Source organism: Coleofasciculaceae cyanobacterium (genome assembly GCA_036703275.1).
In the GTDB taxonomy this organism is placed as follows: Bacteria; Cyanobacteriota; Cyanobacteriia; order Cyanobacteriales; family Xenococcaceae; genus Waterburya.
Genome location: DATNPK010000013.1, coordinates 1 through 19,560, shown reverse-complemented (window position 1 = coordinate 19,560; position 19,560 = coordinate 1). Strand labels below are relative to the sequence as shown.

Annotated in this window: 17 protein-coding genes; 7 read left to right on the top strand and 10 right to left on the bottom strand. The window is 38.9% G+C overall.

Annotated elements, in window-relative coordinates:
- Positions 1 to 50: 50 nt before the first annotated feature.
- Entirely contained in the window at positions 51 to 1,439 is a 1,389-nt protein-coding gene (murD, locus tag V6C71_02525; protein ID HEY9767367.1) for a UDP-N-acetylmuramoyl-L-alanine--D-glutamate ligase, read from the bottom strand.
- A gap of 178 nt (positions 1,440 to 1,617) precedes the next feature.
- On the opposite strand from murD, the gene V6C71_02520 reads away from it, so the two are divergent.
- From V6C71_02520 to V6C71_02510, 3 genes are all read left to right on the top strand, one after another.
- A complete protein-coding gene (locus V6C71_02520) occupies positions 1,618 to 2,073 on the top strand; it encodes a DUF1499 domain-containing protein (protein HEY9767366.1) in 456 nt (151 codons plus the stop codon).
- Positions 2,074 to 2,171: 98 nt separating this feature from the next.
- On the top strand, positions 2,172 to 2,675 hold the full coding sequence (locus tag V6C71_02515; GenBank protein HEY9767365.1) for a DUF4112 domain-containing protein: 504 nt from the start codon (positions 2,172 to 2,174) through the stop codon (positions 2,673 to 2,675).
- 65 nt (positions 2,676 to 2,740) lie between these two features.
- The gene (locus V6C71_02510; protein HEY9767364.1) at positions 2,741 to 3,661 is read left to right on the top strand and encodes an FTR1 family protein; all 921 of its coding nucleotides are present in this window, start codon (positions 2,741 to 2,743) and stop codon (positions 3,659 to 3,661) included.
- Here V6C71_02510 and V6C71_02505 read toward each other — a convergent pair.
- The 3 genes from V6C71_02505 to V6C71_02495 form a co-directional block, all read right to left on the bottom strand.
- Positions 3,651 to 4,313, bottom strand: a complete 663-nt coding sequence (locus V6C71_02505; protein ID HEY9767363.1) for a hypothetical protein — start codon at positions 4,311 to 4,313, stop codon at positions 3,651 to 3,653. The genes V6C71_02510 and V6C71_02505 overlap by 11 nt on opposite strands.
- 250 nt (positions 4,314 to 4,563) lie before the next feature.
- Positions 4,564 to 5,376 (bottom strand): hypothetical protein, encoded by an 813-nt coding sequence (locus V6C71_02500; GenBank protein ID HEY9767362.1) that lies wholly within the window; start codon positions 5,374 to 5,376, stop codon positions 4,564 to 4,566.
- 39 nt (positions 5,377 to 5,415) lie between these two features.
- Positions 5,416 to 6,069, bottom strand: a complete 654-nt coding sequence (locus tag V6C71_02495; protein ID HEY9767361.1) for a hypothetical protein — start codon at positions 6,067 to 6,069, stop codon at positions 5,416 to 5,418.
- 930 nt (positions 6,070 to 6,999) lie between these two features.
- On the opposite strand from V6C71_02495, the gene V6C71_02490 reads away from it, so the two are divergent.
- The gene (locus tag V6C71_02490) at positions 7,000 to 7,776 is read left to right on the top strand and encodes a DUF1868 domain-containing protein (protein HEY9767360.1); all 777 of its coding nucleotides are present in this window, start codon (positions 7,000 to 7,002) and stop codon (positions 7,774 to 7,776) included.
- A gap of 7 nt (positions 7,777 to 7,783) precedes the next feature.
- Positions 7,784 to 8,428, top strand: a complete 645-nt coding sequence (locus V6C71_02485) for a cobalt-precorrin-8X methylmutase (protein ID HEY9767359.1) — start codon at positions 7,784 to 7,786, stop codon at positions 8,426 to 8,428.
- A 236-nt stretch (positions 8,429 to 8,664) separates the two neighbouring features.
- On the opposite strand, the gene V6C71_02480 is transcribed toward V6C71_02485, so the two are convergent.
- The 3 genes from V6C71_02480 to V6C71_02470 all read right to left on the bottom strand — a co-directional run bounded on the left by V6C71_02480 (position 8,665) and on the right by V6C71_02470 (position 11,825).
- Positions 8,665 to 9,966 carry a (Fe-S)-binding protein gene (locus V6C71_02480; GenBank protein ID HEY9767358.1) on the bottom strand — a complete coding sequence of 434 codons (1,302 nt, stop codon included), beginning with the start codon at positions 9,964 to 9,966 and terminating at the stop codon, positions 8,665 to 8,667.
- 73 nt (positions 9,967 to 10,039) lie between these two features.
- The gene (locus V6C71_02475) at positions 10,040 to 11,350 is read right to left on the bottom strand and encodes an FAD-binding oxidoreductase (protein ID HEY9767357.1); all 1,311 of its coding nucleotides are present in this window, start codon (positions 11,348 to 11,350) and stop codon (positions 10,040 to 10,042) included.
- Between the two features lie 271 nt (positions 11,351 to 11,621).
- On the bottom strand, positions 11,622 to 11,825 hold the full coding sequence (locus V6C71_02470) for a hypothetical protein (protein ID HEY9767356.1): 204 nt from the start codon (positions 11,823 to 11,825) through the stop codon (positions 11,622 to 11,624).
- Positions 11,826 to 12,124: 299 nt separating this feature from the next.
- Here V6C71_02470 and V6C71_02465 point away from each other — a divergent pair, with 299 nt between their 5' ends.
- Both V6C71_02465 and V6C71_02460 read left to right on the top strand, forming a co-directional pair.
- Positions 12,125 to 13,390: an MFS transporter gene (locus V6C71_02465; GenBank protein HEY9767355.1), complete on the top strand. Its 1,266-nt coding sequence runs from the start codon at positions 12,125 to 12,127 to the stop codon at positions 13,388 to 13,390.
- A gap of 187 nt (positions 13,391 to 13,577) precedes the next feature.
- Positions 13,578 to 16,403 (top strand): EAL domain-containing protein, encoded by a 2,826-nt coding sequence (locus tag V6C71_02460; protein HEY9767354.1) that lies wholly within the window; start codon positions 13,578 to 13,580, stop codon positions 16,401 to 16,403.
- 26 nt (positions 16,404 to 16,429) lie between these two features.
- Here the strand turns inward: V6C71_02460 and V6C71_02455 are convergent, their stop codons facing one another.
- The 3 genes from V6C71_02455 to V6C71_02445 form a co-directional block, all read right to left on the bottom strand.
- A complete protein-coding gene (locus tag V6C71_02455; GenBank protein ID HEY9767353.1) occupies positions 16,430 to 18,091 on the bottom strand; it encodes a DUF2079 domain-containing protein in 1,662 nt (553 codons plus the stop codon).
- Between the two features lie 339 nt (positions 18,092 to 18,430).
- Entirely contained in the window at positions 18,431 to 19,375 is a 945-nt protein-coding gene (locus tag V6C71_02450; protein HEY9767352.1) for an RNA-guided endonuclease TnpB family protein, read from the bottom strand.
- A partial coding sequence (locus tag V6C71_02445; protein HEY9767351.1) for a transposase occupies positions 19,347 to 19,560 on the bottom strand: 214 nt, incomplete at its 5' end. The genes V6C71_02445 and V6C71_02450, both read right to left, overlap by 29 nt.

Here is a 19,560-nt window from a genome sequence, read left to right as displayed (position 1 = left end):
AATTTATTCTATAGCCTGAATCATTACTTATAACTTGCTTATATTGCTACCTAATTCTTGATTGCTAAACATAGCTGTCGAAAATGCTGACCCCGATCTTCAAAACTGAGATATTGATCGAAACTGGCGCAAGCTGGGGAAAGTAAGACTACTTTTGCTTGATTCTGGGCTAGTTTTAAACTTTGCTTTACGGCATTTTCCATGGTTTCTACGATTTGATAGCGCTCAAAACCGCGAGCGCTCAATTTTTGAGCAAACTCTGATGCTGCCTCACCAATTAGTAAAACAACCGCAGCTTTGGCTTTAATACTATCGATCCAGGCAGTATCATCTCCAGATTTAGCTTCTCCTCCTGCAATTAAAATTACTGGCGCTTCGACGGAGTTTAACCCTACTTCTGCTGCATCGTAGTTAGTCGCCTTGCTATCGTTGATAAATTTAATTCCCTGATGAGTACAAATATATTCAAGGCGGTGTGCCACTCCAGGGAAAGAAGCTATAGCAAGAGCGATCGCTTTCTTGTCAATTCCCGCTAATTTGGCTGCTGCCACGGCTACCAAAAGATTCTGGAGATTATGTTTTCCTGGCATCTTAAACAAGGATACGGGGGCAATAAGTTCCCCAAAAGCCACAATCGAGGCATCTTCGATGTAGACTTCGACAAGGCGATCGTCATTAAAGCTGTTTTGTCCTTGAACACTTGTCCAGATAACATCCTTGCCGAATTCTAAACCTGCGGTTTGCAAATAGCGATCGTCTCCATTAATAATTTTCTGCTGGCAGCGACGTAGAAGAGAAGCTTTGATTTGATAATAGTTTTCTAAAGTTTGATGCCGACTCAGGTGATCTGGGGTAAAAGTGGTCCAGATCCCAATTTGTGGCGCTAATTTCACTGAAGATTCAATTTGATAGCTGCTTAATTCAGCAATAATCCAATCAAAACTGCGATCGCCAGATGCAGCGAAATTCTTGATGGCTAATTCACAAGCAGCATTGCCAATATTGCCACAGGCAGGAGCATTTAAACCAGCAGCTTGAAAAATTGCTGCTATCAAAGCTGTTGTAGTAGTTTTACCGTTTGTGCCTGTAATACCTACCCAGGGAATTTGATTCAAATAACGCCACGCTAATTCAATCTCGCCAATAGTCTCAATATTTTGTTGTCTAGCTGTTGCTAATATTTTGATATCCCAAGGTACACCAGGACTAACTACAATTAAATCCGGTGCTTCAGCTTCTAAGAGGCTGCTGTTGAGTTTTACAATTACTCCCTCTTGGTTTAGCTGTTGTTGTGATGCTCGTAGTTTCTCATCAGATCTTAATGCTATTTGTGATTCTGTTGCCGAATCGACTAAGGTAACTTGCCAACCGTCTTTGTTGAGTAATCTTGCAGCAGCAATTCCCGATCTTCCTAATCCAATTATTTCGCCAGTGGGCATAAACTCTGTAATGTAACAATTCCCATAGAATGTTATCTCATTTTGATTTTAGATGGGTTAATTTGTTGTTGCTCTATTTTTGGCGATCCGCCGTCAGCTTTTGTCGCTTAATAAATATTAAAAAATATTAAAAATCAATTTATAGTAAGAGAGTATTTAGTAAAAAAGTGAATTGATTGTGTCCCGTATTATCTCAATTACTATCGCTATTATTGTTACCCTCGCCACAAGTTTAATCTTTACTACCTCTGCTTTTGCAGCTATTGGTTTGAATAACGATCGCTTATCTGCTTGTCCTAGTTCTGCCAACTGCGTAGTCAGCCAGAATGGTGATGAAAAACATACGATTGAACCAATTACCTATAAAGGCGATCGCACTGCTGCTCAAGAAACTTTGTTGAAAGTGCTTTCTGTTGTACCCCGCACCAAAGTTATCGAGCAAACAGATAACTATATCCATAGTGAATCTACCAGTCGTATTTTTAAATTTGTCGATGATGTCGAATTTTATTTTCCCGAAGCTGAAAACGTCATTCATGTCAGATCCGCCTCAAGGGTAGGAGAATCAGATTTAGGAGTTAACCGTCGGCGTATGGAACAAATTCGTCTGGCGATGCAGGATCTAGGCGTTTAAAATATTTTGCTGCTACTGATTCGATTTTTCTATCAGTTAATCGATTAATACGGCTCATAAGTTTATTAAACTAAGAAAATATTAGTTGCTGCATCTTGATGAAAACATCTGTACCCGCTAAACAAGTTAGTAAAATAAGTAAACTGCGTCGCATTAGTCGGCTACTAGACAATGCTATAGCCATACCTGGAACCAAAATTCGCTTTGGTCTAGATCCAATCTTGGGTTTACTTCCTGGAGGTGGTGATACTATTACTGGAGGAATAGCCGCATACATTGTGGTTGAAGCTGCCAGAATGGGTGTGCCTCGCGAAATTTTAGGGAAAATGGTCGGCAATATTATTATTGATTCCTTTGCAGGCACTATTCCCGTGGTAGGAGACTTGTTTGATGTTGGCTGGAAGGCTAACATCAAAAATATGGAATTATTAGAAGAACATCTTCATATTGCCGAACTAAGTAAAAGCGATCGCGGTGCGCGTACCTTTTCGGATCGTCTATTTATCTTTGGCTTAATTTTGCTACTTGGCTTAATTATCTTAGGTTTTGCTACAATTGCTTTCTTTACCGTTACCTGGTTTTGGAATCTGATTATCAATTGATAAAATAATTTAGCGTAAGAGCAAGGCATTGTCTTGCTCCTACACAACTCACCTCTTACTTAAAAATGGATTTTACTGCTGCATTACCAACTTTTATTGTCACCCTAAGAGAAGGATTTGAAGCTGCTTTAGTTGTCGGTATTGTGATGGCTTGTCTCAAAAAAGCAGGGCAAACACAACTGTATCGCTGGGTTTATCTAGGGATTTTGAGCGGAATTATCGCTAGTGTCGCCATTGGCTTTCTCTTGACTGGTGCGATCGCTGGAGTAGAAACTGCTGGAGGCATATATGCACCTGTAGTCAAACAATTTTTAGAAGGTATTTTTGGACTGGTGGCGATCGCTATGCTGAGTTGGATGTTGCTCTGGATGACTAAACAGGCAAAATCAATTAAAGGAGAGGTTGAGGGGGCAATTAGCTCGGCGTTGCTTAATGATAATGCGGGAAAGGCGGTATTTGTGCTTATTTTTATTGCTGTAGTGCGAGAAGGCTTTGAAACTGTCTTATTTATCCTGGCAAAATTTCAGCAGGATTGGACTCTTCCCGCCGCTGGTGCAGTAGCGGGTTTAACTCTCGCTACTATTATGGGAATTGCCTTGTTTTCGCTGGGAGTACGAATTAATATTCGTCTCTTTTTTCAAGTAATGGGTATATTTTTATTGTTAATTGTTGGCGGTTTGGTAATGGGTGCGCTGAAACATTTTGATGCTGCACTGGCTTTATTGTCTCAGCTATCGGCTAATAGCTGGTGCTGGAGTAGCGAGTCTTGTATTCTTGGTACAAGAGTGTGGGATGGTTCAAGTTTATTACCCGATCGAGAATTTCCTGGTATTGTCCTCAAGGCTCTTTTCGGCTACCGACAAACTTTATATTTAGGACAAATTATTGCTTATGTCTCTTTCTTAGCAGTAGTCGGCGTAGCCTATTTCCAGAGTCTTGGGCTTAAGTTGCCTGTAAACAACAAACAAGCGACATCTAACAATTAGCTTTTCTAGCTTTAAATTCTAATAGGTTAACCTGCTTCTGCAAGTCTTTGTTTTCAGTTTTTAAGACAGCAAGTTTTTTTTGCGCCCTACGGAAGTGTCCTTTATAAGCCCCCAAGCTTTGATTGCTTGCACCTAGTTTCTGACGACGCTTGACTTCTTTAGTATACTCACGCAGCAATTTTTTATATGCTGTCTGTAGCTCTTTTAAACCACCTTGACATTCAGACTTAAGCTTTTTTAATTCGCGATCGCGTATGGCAACCATCTTATTCAAACATTCAATTTTAATCAGCATTTGCCGATCGAAGTTATTAGTTTTAACTTGTTTAATTAGTTCTTGATAACTATGATGAATCCAATCATGTTGAGCTTTGAAAGCTCTTCTGGTAGTTTCGTATTTAATTGTATTTAAAATCGCTTCTTTATAAATTCCTTTGTGTTTGCCTTTAATTTCAATTAACAGTCTGTCGTAGTTAGTAGAGTTATGTCGCAGACTATCACAGTTAGCTTCAATAAACTTGAGGCGATCGCCTGAGCTTGAGTTAATAATATAGGCTTCTGCGCCTTCGCCGCGAGGAGGATGGCAGACAATACGATCTTTCCAACTTTGAATAACTTCTTGTAAGGTAAATTCCTGGGTATCAATACTCATGTGGCTTTAAATTACTAAATAGTTGATGGTAATAAAATCGAAAATAATAAAAAAATAAATATCAGTTTGTCAGACCATTTAGTCAGTTAAATTACTGCTAGTTGTCACGTCAGTTTTAACAGTCAAACTTAAAAAACGCCACCTTCACAAGTCAAAAGTCAAAAGTTTTCTTAAAGTATGAAGTTTGAAGTCCCTAAGTCTCCAAGTCTTCCAGGTAATTACCCTGAAGATTTATTATTAATCGTCCTAGCTAACTAATCCGCAGCAGCTTTACCTTACTCTGAAGCTCAATATTTTTTTGCTGGAGAAGTTTATTTTCGCACTGTAATAAGTTAATCTTTTTTTGAGCTTTAATAAATATATTTTTACAAGCCTGTAAGCTTTTATTTTGGCGATCAATCTGCTGTTTCTGATTACGACTGAGAATAAACTGAGTAATTAATTGCTTGTATTTAAGCCTTAATTTCTGAAGACCATTATTCAATTCACACTTAAGATGATTAATGGTGCGATTGCATTCTTGAAGCTGTTGATTTAATTTGGCTATCTCGCTATTTTTGTGTTCAATTTCTGTTTCTTTTTGTTTTAATAAAGCTTCTGTCTGAATCGCTGTTAAGCGATCGCGACATTCACTTTTGATCGTGGCAATTTCCAGCTTCTGTTCCTCAATAATTTGCTTAAACTGGGCAATTTCTATCGTCTGTTGTTCTGCACTAAATTTTTGTTGCTCAATTAAGTTGTTATAGCGTTCTTGTATCCATTCATGCTGTTTTCTAAAGGCTCGCCTAGTTGCCTCATATTTAATAGTATTAAGAACTGCCTCTTTTAAGTATCCGTAATACTGCTCTTTTATTTTGCTTAATAGCGAATTGTAATTAGTTGCCAAATGGCGTAACTCGTCGCAGCTAGCTCGAATATAATCAATTAGACTACCATCTCGAGAATCAACTAAATAAGCACTATAGCCATCTCCCTGAGGCGAGAAACAGATAATTTGATCTTTCCAACTTTGAATAATTGCCTGTAGACTATTTTGTGGTTTAGCAGGTTTAATCGCGGTCATAATAGTTATCTCTTGGCTGATTTGATATCTCAATTCGGTTTAATCAATGGGGCTATATTTAAGCAACTGACTTAAATCATGTTGGGCCAAATGTTGTTCTAGCCAAGCCCGTTTTAACAAATCCAAGGTAGAGGCTTGGGTGGCTAGAGTATATTCCCACTGCGCTCCCTTCCACCAGCTAATATAGTTTGATAAATCATCATAGGCTTCTTCTCTAGCTGTCTCTCCTGTTAGCTGATGATATTGCTGCTGTTTAATCGCAACAATAAATGCTTTAATATTTTGTTTAAATTTAGTAAATTCCTGAGAATCTTTGGTTAAATGGTCGATAGAATAAGCGCATTGTGACCAAGAAACTTTAGTGCGGAAATCGTATTGCTGATTTTTGAAAATCGGAAAAGCTAATTTTAATTTTGAGAGATTGTCAACTTGTCCTAGGTTATAAGCTTTGGCTTTAATAATCCGTAGGGGAAAATTCTGAGGATTAGCCTGAATCTCTAGACAAGAAACAAGATCTAAATGTTCATAATTTTTAATCGAAGTCAATCTTTCTAAGTCACTTTGAGACAATCCTAATTGTAAGCAATGTTGATACTCTGCTTCTAAAACTGATAGAGAAGAATTTAATTTAACTGTGACTAACCCTGCGACTTGATATTGCTTTAATCTTCGTTGCAGGTCTATATATTTCATTTTTCATCAATCCGATTAACTAAAATATAGCGATTGCCAGTATATGAAGTAGAAGCCAAAAAGTTGTTTTTAAGAAAATTGCCAACACCAGAAAGCTGAATTACAAAAGCTTAATATCAGGTATAACTTCAAAACTTGTAGCTTAGCAACTAGTAATCTACGATTTAACTCATATTTTTCAGAGAATTGCCTTGCCACAGTTTGATCGTGCGAATTGATTTTTTTAATTTCATCTTCAGCCTTGGCTTTGAGAGTAGGATTATTTACATAGCGGTCTGGATGCTAAACTTTTGCCATGTTACGGTAAGCTTTTTTGGTCGCTTCGGGTGAAGCAGTCTGTTTTATTCCCAAAATTGCCTAGTACTGAAAAATATCATCCATTTTTGCTGTTTTAGTTTAGTTATCATATCTGAGCTTAATCAGTTTTTTGGCTTTTTAGTGCGATCACAATCATGATATATTTAAAACACACGGCATACTACGAAAATCAAATTTGGCAGTAGCAACTAGCAACCATAATGCAACTTAGCCAAATGGAGAGATAATTGTTGAAATTTTTAGTCACGCCATGTTTCGCGGTAAAATGGTTGACAAAATTTAATGCTTAAAAAATCTTTAGGGAGATCTTCAAATGAGTGGAGCGATCGCTTTCTTATTAATTATTGGGTTGTATACTGGAATTGCTTCAGGTCTATACTTAGGTCTACGCAAATTCAATATTATCTAATTGGTGATTGATTAGTAGATATTCACAAAGCATCGCCAGAAGTGGCGATGCTTTGTATTTAGCAACTTTTAAAGTTCAACTAAAATATGATTAAAACTTGGGTTTATATTAGATAAACGGCACAATAATAAAGATAAGAGACTCAATTGATTACAAGTATAGTGTTATTGATTGAGTCCAATTGAATTAGAGGTAAGCAAGAATTGGACGAATCATATCAAGAGTACATTAATCGAGTTGCTAGGTTAACCCTACCGAGTGCTTGTGCCATGCAGCTACAAAGCATTCAGCAGTCGCCTAAATTTGTCGATGATAAAGCAGTATCATTTCCAGGCTACAGTGTCATTACTCCCGTTGCAGGAGAAGATAAAGCTAACGATAATTTTTATCCCCAGGTTGAAACATTACAACAGCAATTGTTTCAACAGTTGGGAGCAGATTTTTTTGTTCCTTTGCCGCCAGCCAGCTTTCATTTCACCTTGGCTGACTTGATTTGGGATGAGAGTTATCGTCAAGCCGTTGTAGCTAACCCCAATTTTGACCGAGAATTGCAGCAGCAAGTCGCAGCTAGTTTTCAACAGTATCAAGCTGAATCTAATAATGAGCCTTTGGCATGGCAATTATGGGGACTTGTAACCAAACCGAGAGCGATTATGGCTTGTTTAGTACCAAAAGATCAAACCAGCTATGAGTCAACTGTAAAGCTGCGTCGCTCTCTTTATCAAAATGCGGGATTGATTGGTTTAGGAATTGAGCAACAATATGATTTAACAGCTCATATTACCTTGGGATATTTCAAAGATATCCCAAATAGTTTAAATCGCGATCGCCTTTGTATTGTGCTGTCGCAGATCAATGACCGACTTGTAGAAAGCGAATTACCAGAATTCAGCGTTAAAGAGGCGCAGTTACGCAAGTTTGAAGATATGATTCAATATAACCGTGAATCTGATTGGGCAGTGGTTAAATTTGGTCAATAATTTAGTCTTGAATTCCTCAAACAACAAATTAAACCATCCTATCGTCGAGCAAAGCTTTGCGATTATCGATCGCGAAGTGGGACAACATAATCTTAACCATCAAGAATATGCGATCGCCAGGCGGGTAATTCACGCCACGGCAGATTTTGAATATCTCAACTTGTTAAGATTTAGTCCTGGGGCAATCGATTCGGCGATCGCTCTTTTGCGACAGAAAGTGCCGATTGTGACTGATGTAACGATGGTAAAACAAGGAATTCGTAATTTAGTCGCCAAAACTTTTAATAATCCAATCATTTCGGCAATTGAACAGGCTAAAATTGCCGAATCAGGAAAAACTCGTACCGAAACAGGTTTACTAAAATGTTGGTCGCAATATCCCCAAGCTATTTATGTAATAGGTAATGCACCCACCGCACTTTTAGCACTGTGTCAGCAGCTGCCTAACTCCTCAGTCATACCAGGATTAGTGATCGGTGTTCCCGTGGGCTTTGTTTCTGTAATTGAATCTAAACAGGCTTTAGCCAAATTAAACGTTCCGCAAATTTCTATTGAAGGTAGAAAAGGCGGTTCTCCCGCAGCAGCGTCAATTCTTAATGCGTTATTAATTTTGGCGACAGAACTTAATACAGGACAAATTAGAGAAAATTAATCTAAGATAAATACGACAACTATATCTATTCTTATTTATCCAGCTAAAGACTAGACAGCGCAGACCAAAACCATTTGCTATGGGGTGCGTTCATTACTTGCGACGCGAAGCTAGTCCGTGCATGATAAGCTTCGAGACCGAAGGGCGGAGTGCGGTTTATCCGTGAATCCTTTAGGGCAAATCATGCACGGGCATATCCTTTAGGGGACTTTATTAATTCTTCAAATTGACAAAATTCAGATCTGCTCACCCCGAATCGAATGATCCAATAACTCCAAAGGATGTAGCAATTTAACTTGCGAACCTTTTAATTCCAAATGCTTTTGAATTTGCAAAGAACACCCAGGATTAGGCGAGGCTATAACACTCGCTCCCGTATTAATCAAATTATCAGCTTTCTGCCTACCTAATTCATCGGCTGTTTCTGGCTGCAACATATTATAAATACCCGCACTACCACAGCATAAACTGGCATCTAGAGGCTCACGTAGTTTTACTCCAGGAATTTTTCTTAGTAGCTGACGGGGTTGTGCGCTAATCTTCTGTCCGTGTAATAAATGACAGGCATCCTGATAAACCAGAGTCAATTCCCCTGAGGTTAATGGATGTAGTTTGACAGTTAACTCAATCTCGGCTAAAAATTCGTGGACATCTTTGACTTTGCTGACAAACTGCTCCGCTTTTTCTCTGTATTCAGGGCAATCGCCCAAAATATGACCATATTCCTTAAGAGTATGCCCACAGCCAGCAGCATTGATAATGATCGCGTCCAAATTTTCGTCAATAAAGCTGTCAATCATCTGTTTAGCTAAGGTTTGTGCCTGGGCTTCTTGTCCTTGGTGGGCAGGTAAAGCCGCACAACAGCCTTGAGTGCTAGGAATTACCACCTCACAACCGTTAGCAGCTAATACTCTAGCCGTAGCTTGATTGACGGGAGAAAAGAATAACCGCTGCACACAACCCAAAACCAATCCTACTCGATAGCGTTTTTCGCCTTGGGCAGGAATTACATCGGGCAAATCATCGCGCCATGAACTATCAGTTATTTTCGGTAATATTGCTTCCATCGCTGCCAGACGTGGGGCTAGTTTCTTAAGTATTCCTGTATTACGCAGCAGCTTTTGTAAGCCTGACTTTTGATATAGCCATAAAGGGGGCAAAAAATTGCGTAAACGATTGGGATAAGGAAACAGATTAAAGATTAAAGCTCGAATCAATCTATCGGATAAATTGCGGGTTTGATTTCTCTCGATCTGAGGGCGAGTAGCGGCAATTAGCCGATCGTACTGCACTCCCGAAGGACAGGTAGTCACACAAGCCAAACAACCCAAACAAGAATCAAAATGCTGAGAGGTTGTAGTGTCAATAGTCGCCTCTCCTTGATTAATAGCATCCATCAAATAAATTCTGCCTCTAGGAGAATCCATTTCTTTGCCAATTACTCGATAGCTGGGGCAAGTAGAAAGACAAAAACCACAGTGAACACAAGCATCTATTAGTGCTGGTTGAGGAGGATTTTTGGCATCAAAGTTAGTCATTATATTGATCGGTATTTTGTTAAGAAATTATCGTTTATATAGCTAATAGCTATTAGCTTTTTATAGTTGTCGATCAAACTAAAAAGCGGTTTGGATTTAAAATATTTTGTGGATCGAACTGGTTTTTGATGGCTTGCATAGTTTTGAGCGCGTTGCCTGAATAACCCCAGATATCGACTTTTTGTTTGAGTGCTGTTGGTGCATCGAGAATACTTAAAAAGCCGTGGTTTTGTTGGCAATGCGATCGCATTGCTAAAATAGTTTGACTATCTGCATTATCTGCATCTAGCTGTAGTTGCCCAATACCGCTACTGGCATGAATTCTAATTGCAACATTACCCTCAATCACCTGCTTTAATTGTAGAAAATTTACGGCGGCAGTGGGAGTAATGCCTATTTTGCAGGTAACTGCCGTATCTGACTTGGGAATATTAGTTATGGCAGCGCACCTTTGCCACAAGTCGGCTTCGGCTTGATCCTGATAATTATTAATGGTTATATTTAGCTGCTTGGCGATCGCCTGTACCTGTTCAATTTGTTGTTTGATACTTTCAGCAATAGTTTGCCACCTTACTATCAAGCCAGTTTCTGCATTTAAGCCTAATTGTTTAATTACCCCAGTCGAAAGTAAATCTATTGCTACAGGAGTCAAACCAGAATTGCGAATGGTTTGGCTGATTTGAGCAGTCTGATTGGCTTTTCCTGTGAGTAGAAGAGTCTGGGAAGTGGCAATCAAAGGATAGGTACGAAAGGTTAGTTGAGTAATGATGCCTAACGTACCATAAGCTCCCGTAAATAACTTCATCAAATCATAACCCGCCACGTTTTTAACTACTCTGCCTCCTGCTTTGGCAATTGCTCCATCTGCGCGGACAAAAGACAAACCCAATAATAAATCTCTCACCCCACCGTAACGCTGTCGCCAACTTCCTGTATCGGCGGTGGCAACAATTCCCCCCAAAGTAGCATCGGCATAACTAGGATCGATTGGTAAAAACTGATTGTGCGATCGCAATATAGCTTGTAAATCGCTCAACTTCATTCCTGCTTCGACAGTTACCGTCAAGTCTCCTACCGCGTGTTCAATCAGGCGATCGCATTTTTGCAGACTAATTACTAATTGAATATCTTGACTTAACTTGCCCCAGTTTAATTTGCTGCCATTACCACAGATTAAGATTCGCCATTGCTGTTGAGATGCCTGGTTGACTATTTTTGCTAAAGCCTCTATTGTCTGAGGAAATAATAAATAGATTGGCTGATTAACTTTTACTCTTGCCTGATTGATTTTGGTTTGCCAATAGACATCAGCATTATTTAGTTCGACTAATTTGGTATTGGAATCAATAACCGATTTTAATTTAGTAGCGATCGCAGTTGTCATATTTTAGCGGTGAGCTTCTCAGCTTTTTTGCTCCTCTGTTTTTGCTTCTGCCCTAACTTTACCAAGTAGTCCAGCTTTATTCGACAGTAAAATGAACTATCCCTATCTGCTCGCTAATTTTGAGAGGGTAGCATTAACAATAATCTGGCAATTTTATTTTGAGCAACTACTAACTTTTGAGTCAAAAATAAAGCGATCGCTTGCAAATCTATAGAAAACAAAACGGATCGCTAGGATAAATAAATTTTATCGTTCAAGTAATAATTGCTGACTAAGCAGAAGTTTCAATTTTGTCAATTATAAAACAAATTATTAACCAAATTCCTGCACTAATAAAAATAGTTAATAATAGCTTGAGTATAAATAACTTTATATCAGACATATCTTGACTAAAGCCATAGATCAAAGCAGCATCAATCGCTGCTGTAAAAAATCCTAGACCTTGTTTTAAGTTTGTATTAGATAATTTATTCATAGTGTCTTGAATAGATTGTAATAATTAATTACTAGTTGGCAATATTAATTCAATCGTAAAAATAGTCTTCTCAATTCTAATAACAAGTTGAATATCTGCCCACTTTTTAGAGTTATTTTGGCTGGATTAAGTACACAAGCGAGCCGAAGGGTACGCAAAGCGCGAAATCGCGTCTTTATTTAATCTATAGAGTTTTAAAATTGTCTCTCAAATCTCTATACATTAGACAAATACGATCTCTATTTCCCTTGTATTAAGTTAGATTAACTAAACTAGTAGTTTTTCTCTTTAAAATATTTGTGGAAGTTTGGAAAGTTCTCGAATCAACAACAAAACAAAAGCTAATCAACCTGTTTGCCGCAGGATTGCTCTTTTGGATAAGCATAACTTTATTATTACCCACTCTACCAACCTACATTCAGGCTATGGGAGGTAATACGCAACAGGTAGGCATAGTCATGAGTTGCTTCGCGATTGGATTAATCGCTTCTCGAACTTGGTTAGGCAAAGTAGCCGATCTCCGCAGTCGAAAAATAGTCATTCTCATTGGTACACTAGTAGCAGCGATCGCGCCCATATTTTATTTATCGGTTCATTCAATTTTAGGTTTAGGATTGATTAGAGCTTTTCATGGCATTAGTATTGCTGCTTTTACTATTGGCTATAGTGCCTTGGTCATAGATTTAGCACCGATTCAGCATCGGGGGACTTTGATTGGCTATATGAACCTAGCCGTACCAACAGGGATGTCTGTTGGCCCTGCTTTGGGCGGATTTTTGCAATATAGTGGTAAACAGTATATTCCTGAAGGTACGGGTTATGAGGTTTTGTTTGCAATTTCAGCGATTTGCGGTGGTCTGGCTTTTGCCCTGTCTAATCAGATTAAAGAAACATCTTTACCAGCAACCATAGCTCAAGCAGCATCGGGTGTAATTCGTCGCGATTTTTGGCAGCTAACTAAAGATCCAGGCTTAATTGTGCCAACTATTATCTTGCTGTTAATCGGTTTGGTTTTTGGCACGCTGGTGGCTTTCCTCCCTTTGTTCATCACCGAGTTGCAGCTCAATTTTAACGTTGGTTTATTTTATACCGCAGTGGCGATCGCTTCTTTTTCCGTCCGTCTATTTGTCGGACAGGCAAGCGATCGCTATGGCCGTGGTTTGTTTATCAGTGGTGCGCTGATTTGCTATATCATCTCGATGGTATTGTTAACTCAAGCTAGTACTCCTACTATGTTTCTCTTTTCGGCGATCGCCGAGGGTACTGGTGCTGGCATACTGATTCCACTAACTCTGGCGCTGATTTCTGACCGTTCATACTCCAACGAAAGAGGCAAAGTTTTTGCTTTGTGTATGGGAGGTTTTGATGTCGGTATTGCTCTAGGTGGTTTAATCCTTGGTTCTCTTTCTTTTATACTAGGAGGCTACCGAGGCATATTCTTTTTGGCAGCAATTTTGGCTTTAGTTGCATTGATTGTTTTTGTGACTCAATCAGGAAAAAATCTGCATCATTCTCTTTCTTTCGCTTTGGGCAAAGCGAAGGATGCTTATGCACTAGACGGCTAAACCGTATCTACTACTAGCGCAGTAAAAACCCATGATTAATCCAGTAAACCCCTAAAAGAGTCAAATTACCTTTAACCTTGGTCAATTTCGCTTTTGACCATTAGTCTAATTATTTAATATTATTTTGTTGGAATATTTCGCTACATTTCGGTATTTTGTAAACATTCAACCGATTTACTTATAATCGATGTCATATAGTCGCGGATTGCTGAAGAGTATCGTAGGCATATTTAATTATTGCTCTAGAAGATCTGGCGGTATCCTGATTTATAGCCTGCTTGGGCTTAATCTCAGCGTAACGAAAATTAACGCTGAAGACAATATTTTGGTAATTCATTCCTATCATTCAGAATTATCTTCGGTAAAGCAACAACATGAAGGTATCGAACAGGGATTTACGGAAATAGACGATCGCAGCAATGTGTATCATGAATTTCTCGATAGCAAACGTCATCCCCAGTTAGAACACGGACAAGAATTTATTGACTATATCAATAAAAAGTATCAGCGTATCCCAATCAGTTTACTGATGGTTATAGACGATCCCAGCTTGCAGTTGATGTTACGTAAGCAGGAAAAGTTTTTTCCTAACATTCCCGTCGTGTTTCTCGGGATTGACAATTTACGGCAAGAGTTATTTGATACACCTTGGCTAACAGGGGTAATGGAAAACCATTCTGTGGTAGAAACGGTTCTAGAAGCAACACGACAGACTTGGACAGATACCATCATTATCATCGATAACACGACCCAGATGAGTCAAGCTGAATTAGCGCAGATTGAAGCAGTTAAAAAGATTGCTAACAAATCGCTAAAAATAAAAGTAATTTACGATCTAGTTCCTCAAGAAATAGTCGCCCGATTGGGTAAATATCCTAATAATGTACCTGTTCTAATTTTGGGTCAACTGCTAACAGATAGTTCCTCAAAAACCTTAATCGATCCCAGGCTAGATACGCAAATCTTGCAGTCACAAATTCCTAATCCTATATATACGAATGATGCTGTTCGCTTAGGTAGAGGCGCAGTAGGTGGAAAAATTTTTGATTCCGACTATCATGCCTGGCAAGCAGTCGAGCTGGCAAACAAAATTTTAAGCGGGGCCAAACCTGATGAGGTTGGTCCGATCTTGACAGGCAAGAATCGCTGGGTATTTGACTATCGGCAGTTGCTAAAATACAACATTAAGCTTGATTTATTACCAGAGCATAGCCAATTGCTTTATCTAGAGCCACCAGCTTATCTTAAATACAGAATGCTTATTTTTCTGGTTGGCTTTATTTTGCTTTCCAGTTTGTTAGCAATTATACTGCTGATTGAAAAAGGCAGAAAGCATGAGCTGGCGAATAAAATTCTGCAAGAGAATGAACAGAGATACAAGGATTTAGCCAAAGCAGGAGCGAACGTTTTTTGGGAGCTAGATGAGCAACTGAGATACTCGTATATATCTGGCGATGTTGGAGATTTGTGTGGTTTAAGACCTTCACAAATGAAGGGCAGCTATCCTCCTCTGCTACATCAAAACAATTCTCAACTGGATGTTGATTGGAAACTATTTGAACGTATTACCAAAGCCAGAGAACCATTTAAAAACTTTACTTTTAGTTTTCAGGATAAAAATGATGGAATTAGAATCTTTAAAATTAATGGTAAACCTTTGTTTGACAGCAAAAACAATTTCTTGGGCTATCGCGGCGTAAAGCAAGAGATTACCGCCGAACAAAATCTTTATAAAAAGATTGCCTATCAAGCAACATATGATGACCTGACAGGTCTATTAAATCGTCGCGAATTTAACGAAAAGCTGAAATATTCTGTCCAAAAAGCGCAAAAGTATCACACAGAATCAGTTCTCTGCTATGTAGACCTCGATCGCTTCAAAATTGTTAATGATACAGCAGGACACCAAGTCGGCGATCGTCTTTTGTCAGAATTGGCAAAGCTGTTACAAAGTTTGATTCGTAAGGAAGATACTTTAGGTAGATTAGGAGGAGATGAGTTTGGCTTGTTACTGGAAGGATGTTTGATCGCCGAAGCTGAACAGGTGTGTGAACAATTAATTAGAGCGATCAATAACTATCGTCTCACCTGGAAAACCGTTGAATTTGATGTAGGAGTTAGCATTGGCATGGTGAGCATCCAGGATAATTCTACTGATGCTGCCGAATTATTAAGCCGTGCGGATTTAGCTTGCTATCAGGCCAAAAATTTAGGTCGAGGTCGGGTTTATATTTTCGAGAACAATGATCGAGAGCTTGATTTGCAGCAAACCTACATGGGACATATTGCTAACGTATCTCAAGCTATTCAAGAGAATCGCTTTTATTTAGTTAAACAGTTAATTAAACCGCTGGTCGATGATGGTAAGCAACGTCGGCATTATGAACTGCTGCTACGTCTTAAAGATCGTGCGGGCAACTTAATTACTCCAGAAGAATTTATTCCTGTAGCAGAACGTTATGGCGTAATTACCAGACTGGATCGCTGGGTTCTAGAAGCTACCCTAAACTCATACGGTAAGTATTTTGCGGCTGGACAAGATTTAGTTTCAATCAATCTGTCTGGGGCGAGTCTTAACGATGAAAGATTTACCAACTTTGCTATCGATCTAATCCTCAAGTCAGAAGTTCCTGGGGACTGTCTGTGCTTTGAAATTAGTGAGACGGCAGCAATTGCTCAGATTAGCAATGCTCAAAAATTTATTTTCGCTCTGAAAAATTTGGGCGTAAAGTTTGCTCTAGATGACTTTGGCAGTGGACTGTCTTCTTTTTCTTATCTAAAAACTTTACCGATCGATTTTCTCAAGATTGATGGCAACTTAGTTAAGGCAATACTTAATGAGGAATGCGATCGCGCAATTGTTAACTCAATTAACGAAATAGCCCATTTAATGGGAATTAAAACCATCGCTGAATTTGTGGAGAACGACCAAATTCTCGAACATATTAGTAAAATTAGCATCGACTACGTTCAGGGTTATGTTACGGGAAAACCGATGGCGATCGCATCTTGAAAAGCTATTAGCTTTTTACAATTCCTTTAATCAACTAAAGATTGAACCTGCTCAAAATAAATTTGCCATTGATTTAATGCTTCAGGATTTGATTCTACGCCTTTGTGTAATAAAACTATGCCCTCATCAAACTCGATCATCCCATAATGACCTTCTTTTAAAGCTAGAGCGATTGATTCAGCAACGATCTTCAGATTGTTGCGCAAATCAGTTAAGACAGCCTGATAGCGTTCGTTGTGCCAAAGGTCAGCAATAATATAATCTACCTGATGTATTTCTTGGCGATCATTTTTTATCTGTAATCCTGGTAGACGAATTATTTCTCTGCGGCCAGAAAGATGGGGAATGATAAAGGTAGTAGCAGAAACGCTGGCATTATCTGGTATTTTAGCCAATAAAGCTTGAATTTTCTCAGTATGTTGCCACTGTTCGGGAGCAGAAACATAAACTAAGGGTTTAATTGCAGTGGGAATTAGAAAGTATAGAGTATCACTCGGATTTGAGGTGATCGTGAAAAAAATTGACAAACAAATACAAAAAATCCAGAAACGCCGAAACTTAGGACGCAGCTTGCGTGGTTGACAAAGTGCGATCGCCTGGTCGAATTTCCTCAAACCCTGTCCTGCCCACCATAAAATTGAACCATAGAACAATCCAGGGGTAACGCTCATGGCGTAGCGAATGGAAATGCTCAAGACTAAATCTCCCTGGCTGAGAAATAATTTTAAGAGCGGAAAAATAGAGATGATCCAAGCACCAGGGGCAACTACAGGAATAAATGCTAAAGGTAGCCACTGCCCTAGTAAATACTTAAAAGTGTCAGCAAAAGGTGTAAATATTTCTCTTAGCAGCAGTCTGGGACTAGTAACCATTTTGGCAATAATTTCTAGAGTAGAAGCCTGATCTCCTTCGGTATATTGTCCAAAGTTTTCTAACATAAACCGTTTGGAAATGTCGTCAGAAAACAGCGGCATAACTACATTAGTTAGGGCTAGAACATACAACAAACTACCAAAACATACTGCAAGACCTAAGCGGGGATATCTACGGCTTAAAACCAAATAAACGCCAATGCCAAATAAGGTAATACCACTATCTTCTCGAACTGCCAAAACACAGATAGCTAAGATAGTAAATAGCCACCAGCAGCGTTTTTCCATCGCCAGCAACAAACTAAAGACGAATAAAGGAATTTGCGAGATATCGTGAAAATTCCCGAGAGTAGGACCGACTATGGCATTAGCACCATAAAAACTAATAGTAATTAGAGTTGCGATCGCGCTATCTAAATATTGTCTGGCTAAACGATAAAGCACAAGTCCTGCCGCGGTGACAAAAGTTACCTGTAAGACAGTTAAAGTAGCAGGATAAGGAAACAAATAATAAATTGGCAACCAGAGCAACAACGCAGGAGTAAAATGTTGTCCTAGACGATGATAGCCAACATAAGGAACTTCTCCAGCGTGAATTACATTAGTTGAGAGTTGCGAAGAAAGAGTACTTTGAAACCAATTACCGTGAATACCGTTCCAAAAAACCTGATTGAAAATTCCTTGATCGTAAGATGAGTAAAAAGTAAAATGACGGTGCAGAGTTAAACCTAGAGTCAAGATAAAAAAAGCGATCGCCGAGAGCAGAACGGCTTTTCCTTCAGAACCAATCTTGGTTCTAGATAACATTTTTATCATAAATATTTTTTTAACACATTGCGATCGATTCAACCAGGTTATTCTAAACGTTCAATTTTATTCTGCATACCTTTTGCTCAAATATTATTTTGTAACTAATCTCTACAAAAATCCCAAGTTTCGGTTTACCACCAAAGAAAATTCTGGCAATTTTAAAGTTCTATTTTAGAATAAAGAGGGCGGAGACAAAAGTTTCCGTTCACTCCTCACACCACACTCCGCTCGAAAATTTTTCGGGCGGTTTTCTATATTTAGGTTTTTGATTCGATTTCTAGCTTAATTTTGCCGTAGTTATTGCGCTTTAAGATCTAACCTAAGTCCTTTCATGAACTACTCACACTAAATCTTTGATAAGACATGAGTTTCTAGCTTCGCTGGGTGCTGCATTACCTTAGTCTTTCGTCCTCGGTCTTGTCTTACACTCCCTCCACTAGCAGAGACAGCTGTTCCATCCGTCTTTATAATTCTGATACCTTCTGCCCTGATATTTCGGCTTGCGGCTTCATCACGATCATGGATTTTGCCACATGAAGTGTTCAAGCAAATCCATTCTCTAATACTCAAATCCATTTTAGGAGTTGGAGTTAGACAATCAGGGCAGATATGGGAGCTAGGAAAAAATCTGTCAATCTCAACTAGACGTTTATCTTCACGCTCTAGTTTGTAACTCAGAAAATTTACAAACATCCCCCATCCAACATCAGATATTGCGCGGGAAGCAAAGCTTCCCCAGTCGTCGTTAAGACGACGCGCAGCGCGTACGCGCTGCGCTAATTTATGGTTGCGCACCATGCCTTTTACGCTGAGGTTTTCTACCACAACGACTTTGCTTATCTGGGTCAGTTTTCTACTTAGCTTATGCAAGAAATCCTGACGGGCATTACTGATACGCGCATGAACCTTAGCTACTAATTTTTTAGCTTTTTGTCTGGTTTTACTATCCTTTTGTTTTCTAGCTAATTTCTGTTGTTTACGAGCCAGATTTTTCTCATGCTTCTTGAAGTGTCTAGGATTAGCATATTTACTAGTCTTACTTCCATCATGAGCTATGCAAAAATCAAGGATTCCTAAATCTAAGCCGATTATCTTGTCACCGTTACCAGATATAAAACAAGCTTCTAATTCATAAACAACCGAAGCAAAATATTTGTCTGAACTATCTTTGGTGACGGTAACTGTCTTGATTTTGCCAACATAGCGACGATCAAATACAGCCTTGACTAATCCAATCTTAGGTAACTTGATCCAGTCTCCATTATGCGAAGCGGTATCCGTGATCGACAATTTTTACTGACTGAGGAAAACCAACAGACTGCTTACCGTGTTTTGATTTGTATCTAGGAAACCCAGCTCGTTTTTCAAAGAAGTTAATAAAAGCACGAGACAAATTGAGTGATGTCTGCTGCAATGATTGAGAATAAACTTCGCTTCTCAACCATTCATGCTCTTGTTTTAGATCGGGCAGCAAA

What these genes read in the sequence shown, in the direction of transcription:
- murD (HEY9767367.1), bottom strand. Translation starts at nt 1,439, where the DNA reads ATGCCCACTGGCGAAATAATTGGATTAGGAAGATCGGGAATTGCTGCT.
- V6C71_02515 (HEY9767365.1), top strand. Translation starts at nt 2,172, where the DNA reads ATGAAAACATCTGTACCCGCTAAACAAGTTAGTAAAATAAGTAAACTG.
- V6C71_02510 (HEY9767364.1), top strand. Translation starts at nt 2,741, where the DNA reads ATGGATTTTACTGCTGCATTACCAACTTTTATTGTCACCCTAAGAGAA.
- V6C71_02505 (HEY9767363.1), bottom strand. Translation starts at nt 4,313, where the DNA reads ATGAGTATTGATACCCAGGAATTTACCTTACAAGAAGTTATTCAAAGT.
- V6C71_02500 (HEY9767362.1), bottom strand. Translation starts at nt 5,376, where the DNA reads ATGACCGCGATTAAACCTGCTAAACCACAAAATAGTCTACAGGCAATT.
- V6C71_02495 (HEY9767361.1), bottom strand. Translation starts at nt 6,069, where the DNA reads ATGAAATATATAGACCTGCAACGAAGATTAAAGCAATATCAAGTCGCA.
- V6C71_02480 (HEY9767358.1), bottom strand. Translation starts at nt 9,966, where the DNA reads ATGACTAACTTTGATGCCAAAAATCCTCCTCAACCAGCACTAATAGAT.
- V6C71_02475 (HEY9767357.1), bottom strand. Translation starts at nt 11,350, where the DNA reads ATGACAACTGCGATCGCTACTAAATTAAAATCGGTTATTGATTCCAAT.
- V6C71_02470 (HEY9767356.1), bottom strand. Translation starts at nt 11,825, where the DNA reads ATGAATAAATTATCTAATACAAACTTAAAACAAGGTCTAGGATTTTTT.
- V6C71_02460 (HEY9767354.1), top strand. Translation starts at nt 13,578, where the DNA reads ATGTCATATAGTCGCGGATTGCTGAAGAGTATCGTAGGCATATTTAAT.
- V6C71_02455 (HEY9767353.1), bottom strand. Translation starts at nt 18,091, where the DNA reads ATGATAAAAATGTTATCTAGAACCAAGATTGGTTCTGAAGGAAAAGCC.